This window comes from Corynebacterium axilliensis (assembly GCF_046097495.1).
Taxonomy (GTDB): Bacteria; Actinomycetota; Actinomycetes; order Mycobacteriales; family Mycobacteriaceae; genus Corynebacterium.
The window spans coordinates 2,123,987-2,138,095 of record NZ_CP175768.1; the positions used below are offsets into that span (position 1 = coordinate 2,123,987).

Annotated in this window: 12 protein-coding genes; 6 read left to right on the forward strand and 6 right to left on the reverse strand. The window is 64.6% G+C overall.

Annotated features, from left to right (window positions below; genetic code table 11):
* Window positions 1-9: 9 nt before the first annotated feature.
* Window positions 10-909 carry an ABC transporter ATP-binding protein gene (locus ACKFR8_RS10190; protein WP_408929975.1) on the reverse strand — a complete coding sequence of 300 codons (900 nt, stop codon included), beginning with the start codon at window positions 907-909 and terminating at the stop codon, window positions 10-12.
* 194 nt (window positions 910-1,103) lie between these two features.
* Here ACKFR8_RS10190 and ACKFR8_RS10195 point away from each other — a divergent pair, with 194 nt between their 5' ends.
* The 3 genes from ACKFR8_RS10195 to nagE are packed head-to-tail and all read left to right on the forward strand — an operon-like array spanning window position 1,104 to window position 5,256.
* Complete coding sequence (locus ACKFR8_RS10195) at window positions 1,104-2,270, forward strand: N-acetylglucosamine-6-phosphate deacetylase (protein ID WP_408929976.1); 1,167 nt, start codon at window positions 1,104-1,106, stop codon at window positions 2,268-2,270.
* A 19-nt stretch (window positions 2,271-2,289) separates the two neighbouring features.
* Complete coding sequence (gene nagB / locus ACKFR8_RS10200) at window positions 2,290-3,069, forward strand: glucosamine-6-phosphate deaminase (RefSeq protein WP_408929977.1); 780 nt, start codon at window positions 2,290-2,292, stop codon at window positions 3,067-3,069.
* Between the two features lie 42 nt (window positions 3,070-3,111).
* Complete coding sequence (gene nagE / locus ACKFR8_RS10205; RefSeq protein WP_408929978.1) at window positions 3,112-5,256, forward strand: N-acetylglucosamine-specific PTS transporter subunit IIBC; 2,145 nt, start codon at window positions 3,112-3,114, stop codon at window positions 5,254-5,256.
* Here the strand turns inward: nagE and ACKFR8_RS10210 are convergent.
* Complete coding sequence (locus ACKFR8_RS10210) at window positions 5,253-6,923, reverse strand: AMP-binding protein (protein WP_408929979.1); 1,671 nt, start codon at window positions 6,921-6,923, stop codon at window positions 5,253-5,255. The genes nagE and ACKFR8_RS10210 overlap by 4 nt on opposite strands.
* A gap of 127 nt (window positions 6,924-7,050) precedes the next feature.
* Between ACKFR8_RS10210 and ACKFR8_RS10215 the strand changes: the two genes are divergently transcribed.
* Genes ACKFR8_RS10215 through ACKFR8_RS10225 form a run of 3 tightly spaced genes read left to right on the forward strand, consistent with a single transcriptional unit; the run spans window position 7,051 to window position 9,728 of the window.
* Window positions 7,051-7,878, forward strand: coding sequence for a GDSL-type esterase/lipase family protein (locus ACKFR8_RS10215; protein WP_408929980.1), 828 nt, complete (start codon window positions 7,051-7,053; stop codon window positions 7,876-7,878).
* A 59-nt stretch (window positions 7,879-7,937) separates the two neighbouring features.
* Window positions 7,938-9,089 (forward strand): S-(hydroxymethyl)mycothiol dehydrogenase, encoded by a 1,152-nt coding sequence (locus ACKFR8_RS10220; RefSeq protein ID WP_306507827.1) that lies wholly within the window; start codon window positions 7,938-7,940, stop codon window positions 9,087-9,089.
* Between the two features lie 18 nt (window positions 9,090-9,107).
* Window positions 9,108-9,728: an MBL fold metallo-hydrolase gene (locus ACKFR8_RS10225; RefSeq protein WP_408929981.1), complete on the forward strand. Its 621-nt coding sequence runs from the start codon at window positions 9,108-9,110 to the stop codon at window positions 9,726-9,728.
* Between the two features lie 21 nt (window positions 9,729-9,749).
* Here ACKFR8_RS10225 and ACKFR8_RS10230 read toward each other — a convergent pair whose 3' ends face one another.
* The 4 genes from ACKFR8_RS10230 to ACKFR8_RS10245 form a co-directional block, all read right to left on the reverse strand.
* Window positions 9,750-10,580, reverse strand: a complete 831-nt coding sequence (locus tag ACKFR8_RS10230; RefSeq protein WP_408929982.1) for a cytochrome c biogenesis CcdA family protein — start codon at window positions 10,578-10,580, stop codon at window positions 9,750-9,752.
* 81 nt (window positions 10,581-10,661) lie between these two features.
* Complete coding sequence (locus tag ACKFR8_RS10235) at window positions 10,662-11,534, reverse strand: DsbA family protein (protein WP_408929983.1); 873 nt, start codon at window positions 11,532-11,534, stop codon at window positions 10,662-10,664.
* 68 nt (window positions 11,535-11,602) lie between these two features.
* Complete coding sequence (gene rfbA / locus ACKFR8_RS10240) at window positions 11,603-12,478, reverse strand: glucose-1-phosphate thymidylyltransferase RfbA (RefSeq protein WP_408929984.1); 876 nt, start codon at window positions 12,476-12,478, stop codon at window positions 11,603-11,605.
* Window positions 12,479-12,606: 128 nt separating this feature from the next.
* A complete protein-coding gene (locus ACKFR8_RS10245; protein WP_408929985.1) occupies window positions 12,607-14,040 on the reverse strand; it encodes an ATP-binding protein in 1,434 nt (477 codons plus the stop codon).
* Between the last annotated feature and the right edge of the window lie 69 nt (window positions 14,041-14,109).

The window sequence follows — 14,109 nt, forward strand, 5'->3', positions numbered from 1 at the left end:
CGGTGTGAGCTAGCTAGTGGCAATGGAGTGGAATACCTGCTCGAGGCGGGCAGGCCGCGCGGTGAAGTTATTCAGCGTTATTCCGTGGTCGTGCGCCCACGTCAGCAGCGCGTGTGTGTCCTTCTGAAGATGTGAGGTGGTGATAGTGACCGCGTCATCGGCGCGGTGAATGGTGGTGCCGGGAAGCTGGGGCACCGGTGCCGATGGGGGAGACGGTGAGAACGCAATTTCGGAGGTGGCAGTCGATGCCAGCTCTGACATGGTGCCTTCCACGTTGATACGGCCCTGGTGCATAATCGCGATGCGATCGCAGAGTTCTTCCGCCTCTTCCAAGTAGTGCGTGGTCAGAACGATGGTCACGCCCGCAGCTTTGAGGCGGCGCAGCAGGTCCCATACGTGGCGTCGCGACTCCGGATCCAGGCCAGTCGTGGGCTCGTCAAGGAAGAGGATCTGCGGGTTACCCACCAGTGCGCAGGCAAGATCCAGCCGCCTCTTTTCGCCACCGGATAAGGCCCCGACGGTGACGTCGCGGCGGTGGTCTAGGTGGACGTCGCCAAGCACAGCGTTACTCGGTGCAGGCGCTGAGCACGTCCCCGCCCACATCGTGAGCGTTTCCTGTACGGTGAGCGCCTGTGGCAGCCCGCCCGACTGCAGCATGATGCCGGTGTGGGGGCGCACCGTGGCGCGCTCGGTCACGGGGTTGTGTCCCAGCACACGCACGGTACCGGCCGATGGTGCGGCAAGACCCTCCATAACTTCCAGCGTGGAGGTCTTGCCCGCGCCATTCGTGCCCAAAAGCCCGAAGGCTTCTCCGCGTGCAACGCACAGGCTTATCCCGTTCACCGCGGTGAAGTCACCGTAGCGCCGGTAGAGGTCATGTATGTCGATAGCTGATTCTGCTGTGTTCATGACCTTAATTTTTCCGTTGGGCAACGCCTGCTGGTAGAGGCATATGTCAGCGATGGACATGACAAAAGTCATCGCCCTTCACACACGGCTCAGAAGGCATCACAGTTCACAAGCGAGCCGCATCCTGATAAGTTTCAAATGAATTATCAACCGGGCTGAGTCATGCCAGCCCTGTATACAGAATCGAATGAGTCATGCAGACTAAGGCAACTAAGATGCGCGGCCACGTGGAAGGCCTCTTCGTTGACGAAAACTTCGAGCTGCGCGCTGGGAGCATCACGTTTGGGGACAATATTGAGGGCTTAGTGCTTGGCGACGTCTCAGCGGCCGAGCGCGCCTGGCGCGCCGGCGACCCGGAGGTGCTGCTGTGGGTGCCCGGTTTCGTAGACCTGCACAACCACGGCGGCAACGGCGGGGGATTTCCCAACGGTAACTATGAGCAGTGCCTGGCCGCCGCCCGCTTCCACCGCGCGCACGGCACGACGACGCTGCTGGCCAGCTTGGTCTCCGGGACGCAGGCAGAGCTGTGCGCCCGAGCGGAGCTGCTCGCGCAGCTGGCCGAAGAAGGCGAGATTGCCGGCATCCATATGGAGGGCCCCTTCATCGCGGCGGCCAAGTGCGGTGCACAGGACCCTTCGCGCATCGTGCCGGGCGACCCGGACTTCTTCCGCGCGGTCATAGCCGCGGCCCGCGGCCACCTGCGTTCGATTACCTTTGCGCCGGAGACGGAGAACGTCGACAAGCTGCTCGAAGTCTGCGCAGAGCACAACATCGTCGCCAGCCTGGGCCACACCGAGGCCGATTATGACACCACGTTGGGCGTCATTGCCCAGGCCAAGGAGCTAGGCGTCACCGTGACCGGAACGCACCTCTTCAATGCCATGCCCGCCATCCACCACCGCGCGCCGGGCACGGTGGCCGCCCTGCTCACCGCGGCGAAGGCTGGCGACGCGTCCGTCGAGCTCATCGCCGATGGCGTGCACCTCGTCGACGGCACCGTCGACATGGCCCATAGCCACCGCGCCTTCGCGGTGACGGATGCCATGGCGGCGGCTGGCATGGCGGACGGTGACTATGAGCTGGGCTCCCTTCCCGTCACCGTGAGCGGGGGAGTGGCCCGCGTGGCTAGCGGTGCCATCGCCGGCGGCACCTCCACCCTGGCTCAGCAGTTTCAGCGTTTTGCCGCCCGCCATAGCCTGGGTGAGGCCGTGCGTTTTACCTCCACCACCGCGGCCGGGGTGCTGGGGCAGGAGAACCTGGGACGCATCGCGCCGGGTGCGCGCGCCCACCTCGTGGGCCTCAACGCACAGCTGGAGCCGGTGCGTGTCATCGTCGACGGCGCGGACATCCCACTTTCTTAGACACACAGGAAGGCATCTCATGGAAATCTTCATCCGCCCCACGCCGGCCGAAGTGGCCGTGGAGGCCGCTGACATCTTCGCTCACTACGCCAACGCCGGCGCCACACTGGGCCTGGCCACGGGGTCGACCCCGGTAGCAATGTACAAGGAGCTCATTACGCGCCATGAGCGCGGCGAGGTGAGCTTTGCCCGCAGCCGCGCATTCCTGCTTGATGAATACATCGGGCTGGACCGCTCACACGAGCAGTCCTACTATTCCACCATCCGCCGCGAATTTACCGGCCACGTGGATTTCGACGATGACCTGGTAAAAAGTCCCGCTGGTGACTGCGATGACCCCGCCACCGCCGCGGCCACCTATGACAAGGCCATCCGTGATGCCGGCGGCGTAGACATCCAGCTGCTGGGCATCGGGGCCAACGGGCACGTCGGCTTCAACGAGCCGTCGAGCTCCATGCAATCACGCACCCGCATCAAGACCCTGCACCCGCAAACCGTGCAGGACAATGCCCGCTTCTTCGACAATGAAGATGAAGTCCCGCGCCACGTGCTAACCCAAGGATTGGGCACCATCAGCGAGGCCCGCCACCTACTCTTGTTGGCCACCGGCAGCAACAAGGCTAGCGCGGTCCACGCCATGGTGGAGGGCCCGCTCTCCGCGCATTGCCCAGCGTCGATCCTGCAGTGGCACCAGCGCGCCACGGTGATCATTGATGAAGCCGCCGCCTCCCAGTTGGAGGACCGCGAGTACTACGTTTTCGCGGACAAGCACCGTCCGCACCGCCCACTCTTCTTCTAAAAACTCCATCTCATTCCTTACTAGTGTGAAAGGACTCCTCGCATGAAAGTCGATGTCATGGGGCCGCTGCAGCGGCTCGGAAAAGCCCTCATGGGCGCTGTGGCGGTGCTGCCCGTCGCGGCGATCCTCAGTGGTGTTGGATACTGGATCTCCAGCGCGGCTGGCCCGGATAACCTCGCCGCCCAGCTACTGATCAGCTCCGGCGACGCGGTGCTGTCCAACCTGGGCTGGATCTTCGCCATCGCCATTGCCTTCGGCCTGGCCAAGGATTCCAACGGTGCCGCGGCACTCTCTGGTTTCCTGGCCTTCGCCACGTTTATGAAATTGCTCGGCCCGGAGGCCGTGGCCGGCTACCGCGGCATCGAAGACCCCACCGCGCTGACCGGCGATGAGGCCCTGGAATGGGCCTCGGAGGGCTGGAATGCCGTGGGCGGCGGCAACGTCCTCTTCGGCATCCTCGCCGGCGTCATGGCGGCCTGGGTATATAACCGCTTCCACGGCACCAAGCTGCCGGACTTTTTGGCCTTCTTCTCAGGACGGCGCCTCGTGCCGATTCTTACCGCCGTCATCGCTATGGTGATTTCCGGCATCCTCTACTTCGTGTGGCCGTTCATCTACAACGCGCTCTTTAACTTCGGCACCTCCATCCAGGGATTGGGCGCGGCGGGCGCCGGCATCTACGGCGTGGCCAACCGTCTGCTCATCCCGACCGGCCTGCACCATGCTCTGAACTCCGTCTTCTGGTTCGATGTCATCGGTATCAATGACATCGGCAACTTCCAGGCCGGCCAGAAGACCATCGAGGCAGCCGCGGCCGCCACCTCCGCCGCTGATTGCCCGGGTATGTGGGCCAACGGTCAGTGCACAGTCGAGGGCGTCGTCGGCCGCTACCAGGCGGGCTTCTTCCCAGTCATGATGTTCGGCCTGCCGGGCGCGGCACTGGCCATGTACCTGCGTGCGGACAAGAAGAAGCGCAAGGTCGTCGGCTCGCTCATGGCCGCAGGTGCTTTGGCCTCCTTCTTCACTGGCGTGACCGAGCCACTGGAGTTCTCCTTCATGTTCGTCGCCCCGCTGCTCTACGTGGTGCACGCGTTGCTTATGGGCCTGTCCGTCTTCATCGCTTCCGCCATGGAGTGGACTGCCGGCTTCGGCTTCTCTGCCGGTTTCGTGGACATGCTGCTCTCCTCCCAGAACCCGCTGGCTAATAAGTGGTACATGCTGCTGGTCATGGGTGTGGGCTTCTTCTTGCTCTACTTCGTCATCTTCTACTTCCTCATCGGCTGGCTGAACCTCAAGACACCGGGGCGCGGTGAGGACGATGCGGTAGCAGACCCCATGGAGGATTCCGCCGCCGGCGATGACAAGACTGCTCGTGATGCCGCGCGTATCATCGAGGGTCTCGGCGGCAAGGACAACATTGACTCACTGGACTACTGCACCACGCGCCTGCGCGTGGGGGTGAAAGAGCGCGCGCTTGTTCGCGACGCCCTGATCAAACGCGCCGCCGTCTCCGGTGTTATCCACCCCTCGGAGAAGAGTGTCCAGGTCATCGTGGGCCCGGCCGTGCAATTCATGTATGACGAGGTCAGCCACCAGCTGCGCCACGGCTCCCCGGCCCTGGCCACGACTGGTGCAGCGAGCGCGGCTGGAGCCGCGGGGGTCGCAGCCAGCGTGCCGGCCAGCGCCGGTGCCGCGTCCACTCAGAGCGTCAGCGGTGAGACGGACGTTGACGTGCGTGTCCCGTTCGCCGGAGACGTCGTCGAGCTCTCCCAGGTCCCGGATGCGTCCTTTGCGCAGGGCATGGTGGGCGAAGGCTTCGCCGTGATGCCTGATGCCGTCGATGCCTTCGACGTCTGCGCCCCGGTAGACGGCACCATCACCATGATCTTCAAGACGCGCCACGCCTTCGGCATGAAGACTGCAGATGGGCTGGACTTGCTCATTCACATCGGCATCGACACCGTGGAGCTCAAGGGCGAAGGTTTCACCGCCCTGGCCAAGAAGGGCGATACCGTCACTGCCGGCACGCCGATCATCGCGGTCGAGGCGCGGAAGCTGCGCGAGCGCGGTGTCAACCTCATCACCCCGGTCGTGTGCCCCACCGCGAAGCAGGTGCGCGCAGTGGAGGTAGTGCGCGAGGGCCGCGCCGAGCTGGGCCAGGTCGCGGTCACCGTCGAGCGCAGCTAGCTGTCGCCGCGCAGCAGGCGCGGCACTACCTTGCCCGTGGCGTTGCGCGGCAACTTGTCCAGGAAGTGCACGTCGCGCGGCACGGAGTGATCGGCGAGGTTGTCGCGGACCCAGGCCCGGATGGCGTCGGCAGTCACGGCGTTGCCCAGAGCGTCGCGGGTGGTCACGGCCCACACGGCGATGCGCTGGAAGGTGGTGGCATCGTCCACGCCGCCGGCGTGCACCTCCGCGATGCCCGGCATGGCCTCCAGCACCTCGGTGACGGACTGCGGGTGGACGTTCTCACCGCCGACGATGATCATGTCGTCCGCGCGGCCCACCACGTGGAGGAAGCCGCGTTCGTCGATGTAGCCCAAATCCCCGATGGAGATGAGCCCGTCCACCTTGTGCAGCGGGATCTGTGGGTTGGTGTAGCCAATGAGCGCGGTGGAGTTGGTCAGGTAAATCTCGCCTACTTCACCGCGTGGGACCTCGTGGCCGTCCTCATCCAGAATGCGCAGCTTGGTGCCCGTGGCGATCTTGCCGCCGATGGTGGGGTCCTTGGCCACCTCCGCCATGCCGGCCGTGGAGGCCAGCGCCAGCTCCGTGGAGCCGTACACGTTGCACAGGATGGGGCCGAAGCGCTCGTTGGTCTCCTTGACAATCTCCGGGGTCAGGGCGTGACCGGCGGAGGCGATGAACTTCAGGCTCGAGGTGTCATAGCGCGAGTCCGGATCGGCCGCGACCATCTGGCGGAAGAACACCGGCGAGGACAACAGGCCGTCCAACTGGTAGCGCTGGATGTCATCGAGCGCTGCCTGCGGGTCAAAGACGCGCCGGGTGACGATGGTGTTGCGCAGGCCCAGGGCGATGTTGATGCAGGCCCAGCCCCACGTGTGGAACATCGAGGCGGTCATCTGCACGCGCTGGTTCGCGCGCCACGGCACGGTATCCACGATGGAGGCCAGCACCACCGGCAGCGTGGGCTCCGGGCGCAGGATGCCCTTGGGGATGCCGGTGGTGCCGGAGGACATAAGCACGATGTTGCCGTGGCGGGGCCAGGCGGGCAGCTGCTGCTGGGCCACGTCCTGCGGGGCCCGCACGATCTGGCCCAGCGTGCGGATCTGGGCGGCGAACTCCGGGAGGGTAGTGCGGTCAGTGCTCGACTCGTGGCCGATGACCACGGTGAGGCCCTCCGGGAGCTGGCCGGAGGGAGCGAGGCGATCAATAAATTCATCGTCGATGACGAGCACGTTGATCTGGTTCTCCGCAATGCACCCGGCCAGCTGCTCGGGGGAGGAGCCGACGTTGAGGAGGAAGATGTGCGCGCCCGCGTAGCCCTTGGCGGCCAGCGGGGTAATGATGCCGCGGCCGTTGCGGGCCATCACCCCTAGGCGAATGTCCTCCAGCCCTAAGGAGAGCAGCCAGCGCGCGAAGGTCTGGGAGTCTTCGCGCAGCTGACGGTAGGTGAGGGCCCCGTCGTCGTCGATAAGCGCCAGGCGTTCCGGGCACGTCAGGTAGGCCTGCTCCACCTCGCGGGCGGTGGTGAAACGGTAGCGGGCGAGCACCGGCAGGCCGGCAGCCAGCGCGCGGGGTCCGCCGTCGGCGCTGATGAGTCCGGCGCGGAAGATCGACGGCACAAAGTGCGCGAGGGCGCCGGCGTGGAAGGCAATATCGGAGAATTTCATAGCGGTTTTGGAGTAGGTGAGCAGCAAACTGTTACGCGTGTTGCTATTGTTACATAAGCTGTGACGTCAGCGTACTCTATTATGTTTTCTCACAAGAAAATACTCTGTCCCGAAAGGAAAACGTCACGTGAAGTCTACTCAGCGCATTGCCGCCCTTTGTGCATCCCTGCTCGTGGCGGTAGGAATCTCTCAGGCCCCGCAGGCTGCTGCGGGCGAACGCAACCTCGTCGCCTTCGGTGACTCCGTCTTGGCGGATCCGCAGCTGGATTCCTACCTGTCCTTCCGCGCGTCCAGCCGCTTCGGCTCCTCGTATGTCAATCCCAGCGTGGACTGCCCGTCCGGCTATAACTTTGCCAAGCGCACCGGCGCCAAGCTGGGCATGCCGGTGGCGGATTTCTCCTGCGCTGGCGCGGTGTCCATGGCGCAGGGCCCGCAGATTTCGGAGCAGGTCCGCGTGGCCATCGAGCGCGGCGCGCTGACCCCGGACACGCAGCGTGTGCTGTTTGCCACGGGCTTTAACGATACGTACAACAACAGCACGCTTTCCGACGGTGACCTGCGCGCCCGCTGGGTCGCCGCCACCGCGCCGCACATTGCGAAGATTCGCGCCGCCGCGCCGAACGCGCGCATCCAGATCGTGGGCTACCCGACGATCGGCTCCGGCGACCGCTACTGCCTCCTGCACTTTGGTCCGCAGCCGGCGGACGCCACGGCCCTGCCGACGGTGCAGCGCTACGAGAACGTGGCGCAGTGGATGCAGGTGGACCTGGCGAACGCGACGGGTACGGAGTTTGTGGACATGAAGCCGGCGACGTGGGATCGCGGCATGTGCGCTGGGGCCGATAAGCGCCTGTGGGCCGGTCTGGTGGACTTCTCTGCGGGCCCGGGAAACCTGCCGTTGCACATCAATGACCGTGGTCAGGAGTTTGTGGCGGAGCAGCTCGCGCGCTCCTAGAAGATGCGGGTTGTTGAACGCGTACACAATTTTCTTTCACTTCGTGTACTCTCGGGCGCATGAGTGCTAATGAAAACGTTAATGAAAACAACAACCAGGTAGAGTCCGAGACCGTCCGCGGCGTCATCGCCCGCTCCAAGGGCGCCCCGGTGGAGACTGTAGACATCGTCATCCCTGCTCCGGGCGAGCACGACGTGGTGGTGAAGATCCAGGCCTGCGGTGTGTGCCACACCGACCTGGCTTACCGCGACGGCGACATCGAAGACGCCTTCCCGTTCCTGCTGGGCCACGAGGCCGCCGGCGTGGTCGAGCGCGTCGGCTCCGCTGTCACCCACGTGGAGGAGGGGGACTTTGTGGTCCTCAACTGGCGCGCGGTGTGCGGCGAGTGCCGTGCCTGCAAGAAGGGCGAGCCCAAGTACTGCTTCAACACCCACAACGCGTCTGCCACCATGACGCTGGCAGAGGGCGACGCCGACGCCGGCGCCGAGCTCACCCCGGCGCTGGGCATCGGCGCCTTCGCCGAGAAGACCCTGGTCCACGAGGGCCAGTGCACCAAGGTGAACCCGGACGCCGACCCGGCCGCCGCCGGCCTGTTGGGCTGCGGCATCATGGCCGGCCTGGGCGCCGCCGTGAACACCGGCGACGTCAAGCGCGGCGAGTCCGTGGTTGTCTTCGGCTGCGGCGGCGTGGGCATGGCGTCCATCGCCGGCGCGGTCCTGGCTGGCGCCTCCAAGGTCATCGCGGTCGACCTCGACCCGGAGAAGCTGGAGCAGGCCAAGAAGTTCGGCGCTACCCACACCATCCCGGCGGGCGATAAGTCCGAGGAGGAAGTCATCGAGGCCGTGCGCGAACTCACCGATGGCTTTGGCACCGACGTGGCTATCGACGCCGTGGCGATCCCCACCACCACCCGCCAAGCCTTCTACTCCCGCGACCTGGCCGGCCGCATGGTCATGGTCGGCGTGCCGAACCTGACCAACCGCTTCGACATCCCGGCCATCGACTTCTTCGGCCGTGGCGGCTCCCTCAAGTCCTCCTGGTACGGCGACTGCCTGCCGGAGCGCGACTTCCCGATGTACGTGGACCTCTCCCTGCAGGGCCGCTTCCCGCTCAAGGACTTCGTCAGCGAGCGCGTCGGTCTGGATGACGTGGAGCAAGCCTTCGAGACCATGAAGTCCGGCAAGGTTCTGCGCTCCGTGGTGGAGCTGTAACAGAGAAAGGAGCCCGACATGAAGATCGAGCAGTTCGAAACTTCCGGCAAGTTCCGCCTGGACGGCGGCGAGTGGGACGTGGACAACAACGTCTACCTCGTCTCCGGCGGCGAGGACCTCTACATCGTGGACCCGGCGCACGACGCCGAGCGCATCTACGCCGAGGTGGGGGAGCGCGCCGTGTCGGGCGTCATCCTCACCCACGCTCATAACGACCACTGCGAGCTGGCCCCGGAGGTGGCAGAGCACTATGGTGTGTCCGTCTACCTGCACCCGGACGACGAGCCGCTGTGGCGCGAGACCCACCAGGAAGCTTCCTACACCGCGCTGGAGGACAACCAGACCTTCCGCATCGGCGGCGAGGACCTCGTGGTCTTCCACACCCCGGGTCATTCCCCGGGCTGCGTGGTGCTGTACGACGCCGCGGATGACACCCTCCTCTCCGGTGACACCCTGTTCAAGGATGGTCCGGGCGCGACGGGCCGCAAGTACTCCGACTTCGACGTCATCATCGAGTCCCTGCGCCACCGCGTGTTCAACCTCCCGCCGGAGACCCGCGTCCTGCCGGGCCACGGCGACGAGACCACGGTGGGCGCGGAGGCCGCGCGTGTCGACGAGTACGTCGCCCGCGGCTACTAGACAGCGCTCTTCGGAGCCAGGCTAAAGGCCCCTCTTGGCCTCATTGCCCGCATGCCCCTCCACGGGCGTGCGGGCTGCTTTTATGCCCACGGCCACCGTGGCGGCCAGTGAGAGCCCGAACCATACCCAGGCGTCCGCCACGCCGCCGGCGAGGTGTCGAGCTTTTTCCTGGAGGGCGAACTGGGCGTCCGTATCGAGCACGGTGGGCAGGGAGGCGCTGCCGTAGCTGACAATGAACAGCACGCCGATGATGACGAAGAAGACGCCGGACACAATGGACAGCGTATTCGTGCGCACCGGGCCGAGCGTGACCTCGCGCCCGCGCAGCCAGCGCCACGAGCCGACGTCTAGACGCTCCCACACCGCCGCCAGCACGAAGAGGGGCACGGCCATGCCAAAGGCGTAGGCCACCATGATGAGCGCGCCGTAGAGCGCCGAGCCGGAGGCCGCAGCCGTGGTGAGTACGGCGCCCAGCAGCGGGCCCGCGCAGAACCCGGCAAAGCCATACACCGTTCCCAGCAGGAACACGCGCCCGCGCGCCTTGCCGGATAGTGCTGCCATGCCGGGGATGCGGAAACCGCCGCCCAGCGCGGTGAAGATTCCGAGCGCAATGATGATCCAGCCCGCCACCGTGATGACCTGGCCGCGGTACTGCGCCAAGAACGCTGCCAGACCCATGCCGATGGGCACCAGCGTGGTGCACAGCCCCAGAAAGAACACCACGGTCTTGCCCAGCAGCTCACGGGTGGAGCTAAACGCGTAGGCAAAGAACGCCGGAACCAACAGCGCCGAACACGGGCTGACCAAAGTCAGCACGCCGGCGACGACCGCGCCGAGGAGCCCGATGCTCATACGCTCACCCCCACGGCATAGCCGCCCAGCAAGGCCGTGAGCACGAGCAGGGCCATGAACACCCAGACAATCACCGGCGGCTTAGGCATTGGCTGCCTTGCCCAGCTGCTCCTTGATGACCTCCTCGAAGACCTCCGGCGGCTGCGCACCGGCGACGAACTGATCCCCCACCACGAAGCCCGGGGTGCCGGAGACTCCGATCTGGGAGCCGTAGCGCGTGGCCTCCTGGATGACCTCGGTGTAGGTATCATCCGTGGCCTGCTGGCGGAACTTCTTCAGGTCCGGCACTCCGGCCTTTTTGGCAAACGTCATGTAGTCCTCAATGCCGAACTCCGGGTGGCCGTTGATGTCCTTGCTGGCGGCATAAAGCTCGTGCTTGAACTCCGCGAACTTGCCTTGTGCTGCGGCGGCGCGGCCGGCCTTGGCGCCCTCGACGGCGGCCGGGCCGTTGACCGGGAGGTCGTTCCACTCGATGCGCACCAGGCCCTTGTCCACGTACTTCTTGAGCACCATCGGCTCGGTGTCGTTGGTGTACTTGGAGCAGAACGGGCACTCGAAGTCGGAGAACTCCGAAATCACGACCGGGGCGTCCACCGCGCCGACCGCGAAGGGATCATCCTCCTTCTTGCGGTGGACCGTCGTGATATCCCCGGTCTTGGTGTCGCCGCCGGGGCCAAACGTCATCGGGTCGCCCGTACCGTCGGAGAACTTCGTGCCGGGCGTGGCCTTGTCGGCGTCGGCGGCATAGTCCTTCTCGGAGTCCGCCGGCGCGGTGGCGGACTGCGTCTGCTCGGGGCCCTGCGCCGCGTCGTCCGTGTCCGAGTTGCGCTCACCCAGCAGGAAGCCGACGACGACCACCAGGATGAGGATGACCACCAGCATGCCCCAGACGATGGGACTGACGGTGGACAGGGCTGACTTCTGAGAGGGATTGGACTCGCGTGAATTCGGCATGCCGCTACCTTAACCCGTGAGAAGCTCCGCGCCAGCGAAGGGGGTGAATATAAAGGGTGAATATAAAGCTAGTTTGGCCGGACCTCGTCGGCGGCGGCGAGCAGATAGCGCCCGTAGCCGGACTTGAGCAGCGGCTGCGCCAGCGCGGTGAGCGCGGCGGTATCAATGAAGCCCTCCGTGAAGGCGGCGACCTCGGGCGAGCCGATCACGGTGCCGGTGCGCTTCTGCATGACCTCGACGTACGCGGAGGCCTCACTCATGGAGTCCACCGTTCCGGTGTCCAGCCAGACGTCGCCTCGCTGCATGCGCTTGACGTGCAGCTTCCCGCGGCGCAGGTACTCGGCGTTGATCGCGGTGATTTCGAGCTCGCCGCGCGCACTCGGCGTAATGGACTTCGCAATCTCCACCACGGAATTGTCGTAGAAATACAGGCCCACCACCGCATGGTTGGACTTCGGCTCACTGGGTTTTTCCTCGATGGACAGGGCCTGGCCGGTCTCGTCGAAATCGACGACGCCGTAGCGCTGCGGGTCGGAGACCTCGTAGGCAAAGATGATGCCACCCTCGGGGGCGCGGCACTCCGCCAGTGCGGTGGAGAAACCGTGGCCCTCGAAGATGTTGTCTCCCAAGACCAGGGCCACGTCGTCCTTGCCAATGAAGTCCTCAGCAATGATAAACGCCTGGGCTAGGCCTTCCGGGCGGGGCTGGACTGCGTAGTGGAGCATGATGCCCAGCTGGGAGCCATCCCCCAACAGGCGCCTAAACGCGTCCTGGTCCTCCGGGGTGGTGATGAGGAGGATCTCCCGGATGCCCGCCTGAATCAGCGTGGACAGCGGGTAGTACACCATCGGCTTGTCGTAGATGGGCATGAGCTGCTTCGAGATGCCCTTGGTGATGGGGTAGAGGCGCGTGCCGGATCCGCCGGCCAGGATGATGCCCTTCATGGCATTCCAGCTTAACGGAGTTCAGGCCCCGCGTTGGGGTGTGACGGCTCGGGTGGGGCGAACATAACACCGAGCTTCCCACTTAACATAACACGTGGGAAGTTAAGTGTTATGTTGAGTGTTATGGTCTATTTTCGCAGCCTATAGCGTTGCTTGGGGCTGCGTCCCGGCTCGGTCTTTTCGGCGATGTTCTCCCGGATGAGCTCATTCAGGGCCTTCTGGACCGCGGTTCGGCTGAGCTTGGTGGCCTCCACCAGCTCCGTCGTGGAGAGGGAGGGGCTGGCGTGGAGAAGGTGCTCTACGTGATCTCGCGCAGTGCCATAGCGTTCCTGGGTGGCAACTCGGCGACGGTGGAAGACGATGGTGAAGCTGTCCAGCCGGTTGATGATCTCCGGCTTCGGCATTAAAGCATCCGCCAAGGCTTGATGGATCGTGGCGATGCCGGTGCCACGGTTCTCCGCCGCCACGCCGCCGTCGGGCAGGGGAATGTCCTCCAGGAACGTGGCTAGGCGCTGGTTGCGGGAGGAGCTCACCCCGGCTTCCCCTAGGTTACGGAGGGTAACTCCTCCGTAGAGGCCGCCTGGGTTGGTGATTTCCAGGCGGTCAACAAACATGTTGATCTGCACTTGGCTACCGCGGGCTGTCGGAGAGTAATCGCGATGCATAAGCGCGTTTACCAGTGCCTCACGGACCGCGACCAGGGGGTAGTCCGGAAGGGAGGTGCGGGACTTGTCGCCGATAAAGCCTGCCGTGCGCATGTTCTTTTTTACGATGTCGATTCCCTCACTCACCAGCTCCGGAATCGTGCCGTGGAGGGTAGCGCTGTCGAGCAAGCGAATGCCCGTGGTGACGTCGCCCTTTGACGTTCCGGGAAACAGCGCAAAGGTCACCGTGAGGCGGGGAAAGAACTCCTGCGGGTAATCCCCCATGACGAGGAGTGATGCGAGCGTGGGGTGCCCCTCCTTGAGCACCCGTAGGCGTTTAAGGGCAATATCCTGCCCATTCGCGAACGTCTTCGGGCGGCGATCTCGCTGCACCGCGAGGAATTCGTCAAGGGTGGCGCCCTCGATGTCTTCCAAGGTCGCGTCTGTGATGATGTCTTCGTCCCACGTCGGTTGCGTGTGCTCTTCCACGAGCCGGTTGACTTCGTATTGGGACAGCCGCGTATCGCCATCACCCGTGCGGATGTAGCTGCCTTTATAAAGACCCCTGGCGCTGACGTAACAGGGTTTATCACGGGCAGGCAGTTCCGCTACTTCCGCGATGAGCACGGGCTGCCCCTCGAATTCGAGGATGTCTATCTCCGGACGCACGGGCGGTTCCAGGCCCTGGCAGCGGGTTTCTAGCTGGTCCTGTGCTTGGGACGCAGAAAACTTCTTGACGGGGCTAAACCCGTCCGCTTCTGAGAGGCCGACAATGAGCGTGCCACCCGTTCCATTGGCGAAGGCACTCAATGTGGGCATAACATCGCTGCCCACCGCGGACTTCACCTCCACGGATTGCTTATTGCTGCCGATAACGCGTAGTTGTGCAATCAGCTCATCAAGCTCCGCAGGGGTCATGAGCAGGCCTTTCTCTCTACATAGCACTCAACATAACACATAACATAACATGTGGGAAGTTAAGTGTTA

Excerpts from the sequence above, each read along its gene's own strand:
- ACKFR8_RS10210 (WP_408929979.1), bottom strand. The coding sequence starts at position 6,923 with ATGAAATTCTCCGATATTGCCTTCCACGCCGGCGCCCTCGCGCACTTT.
- nagB (WP_408929977.1), top strand. The coding sequence starts at position 2,290 with ATGGAAATCTTCATCCGCCCCACGCCGGCCGAAGTGGCCGTGGAGGCC.
- ACKFR8_RS10220 (WP_306507827.1), top strand. The coding sequence starts at position 7,938 with ATGAGTGCTAATGAAAACGTTAATGAAAACAACAACCAGGTAGAGTCC.
- ACKFR8_RS10195 (WP_408929976.1), top strand. The coding sequence starts at position 1,104 with ATGCAGACTAAGGCAACTAAGATGCGCGGCCACGTGGAAGGCCTCTTC.
- nagE (WP_408929978.1), top strand. The coding sequence starts at position 3,112 with ATGAAAGTCGATGTCATGGGGCCGCTGCAGCGGCTCGGAAAAGCCCTC.
- ACKFR8_RS10230 (WP_408929982.1), bottom strand. The coding sequence starts at position 10,580 with ATGAGCATCGGGCTCCTCGGCGCGGTCGTCGCCGGCGTGCTGACTTTG.
- ACKFR8_RS10235 (WP_408929983.1), bottom strand. The coding sequence starts at position 11,534 with ATGCCGAATTCACGCGAGTCCAATCCCTCTCAGAAGTCAGCCCTGTCC.
- ACKFR8_RS10225 (WP_408929981.1), top strand. The coding sequence starts at position 9,108 with ATGAAGATCGAGCAGTTCGAAACTTCCGGCAAGTTCCGCCTGGACGGC.
- ACKFR8_RS10190 (WP_408929975.1), bottom strand. The coding sequence starts at position 909 with ATGAACACAGCAGAATCAGCTATCGACATACATGACCTCTACCGGCGC.
- ACKFR8_RS10245 (WP_408929985.1), bottom strand. The coding sequence starts at position 14,040 with ATGACCCCTGCGGAGCTTGATGAGCTGATTGCACAACTACGCGTTATC.
- rfbA (WP_408929984.1), bottom strand. The coding sequence starts at position 12,478 with ATGAAGGGCATCATCCTGGCCGGCGGATCCGGCACGCGCCTCTACCCC.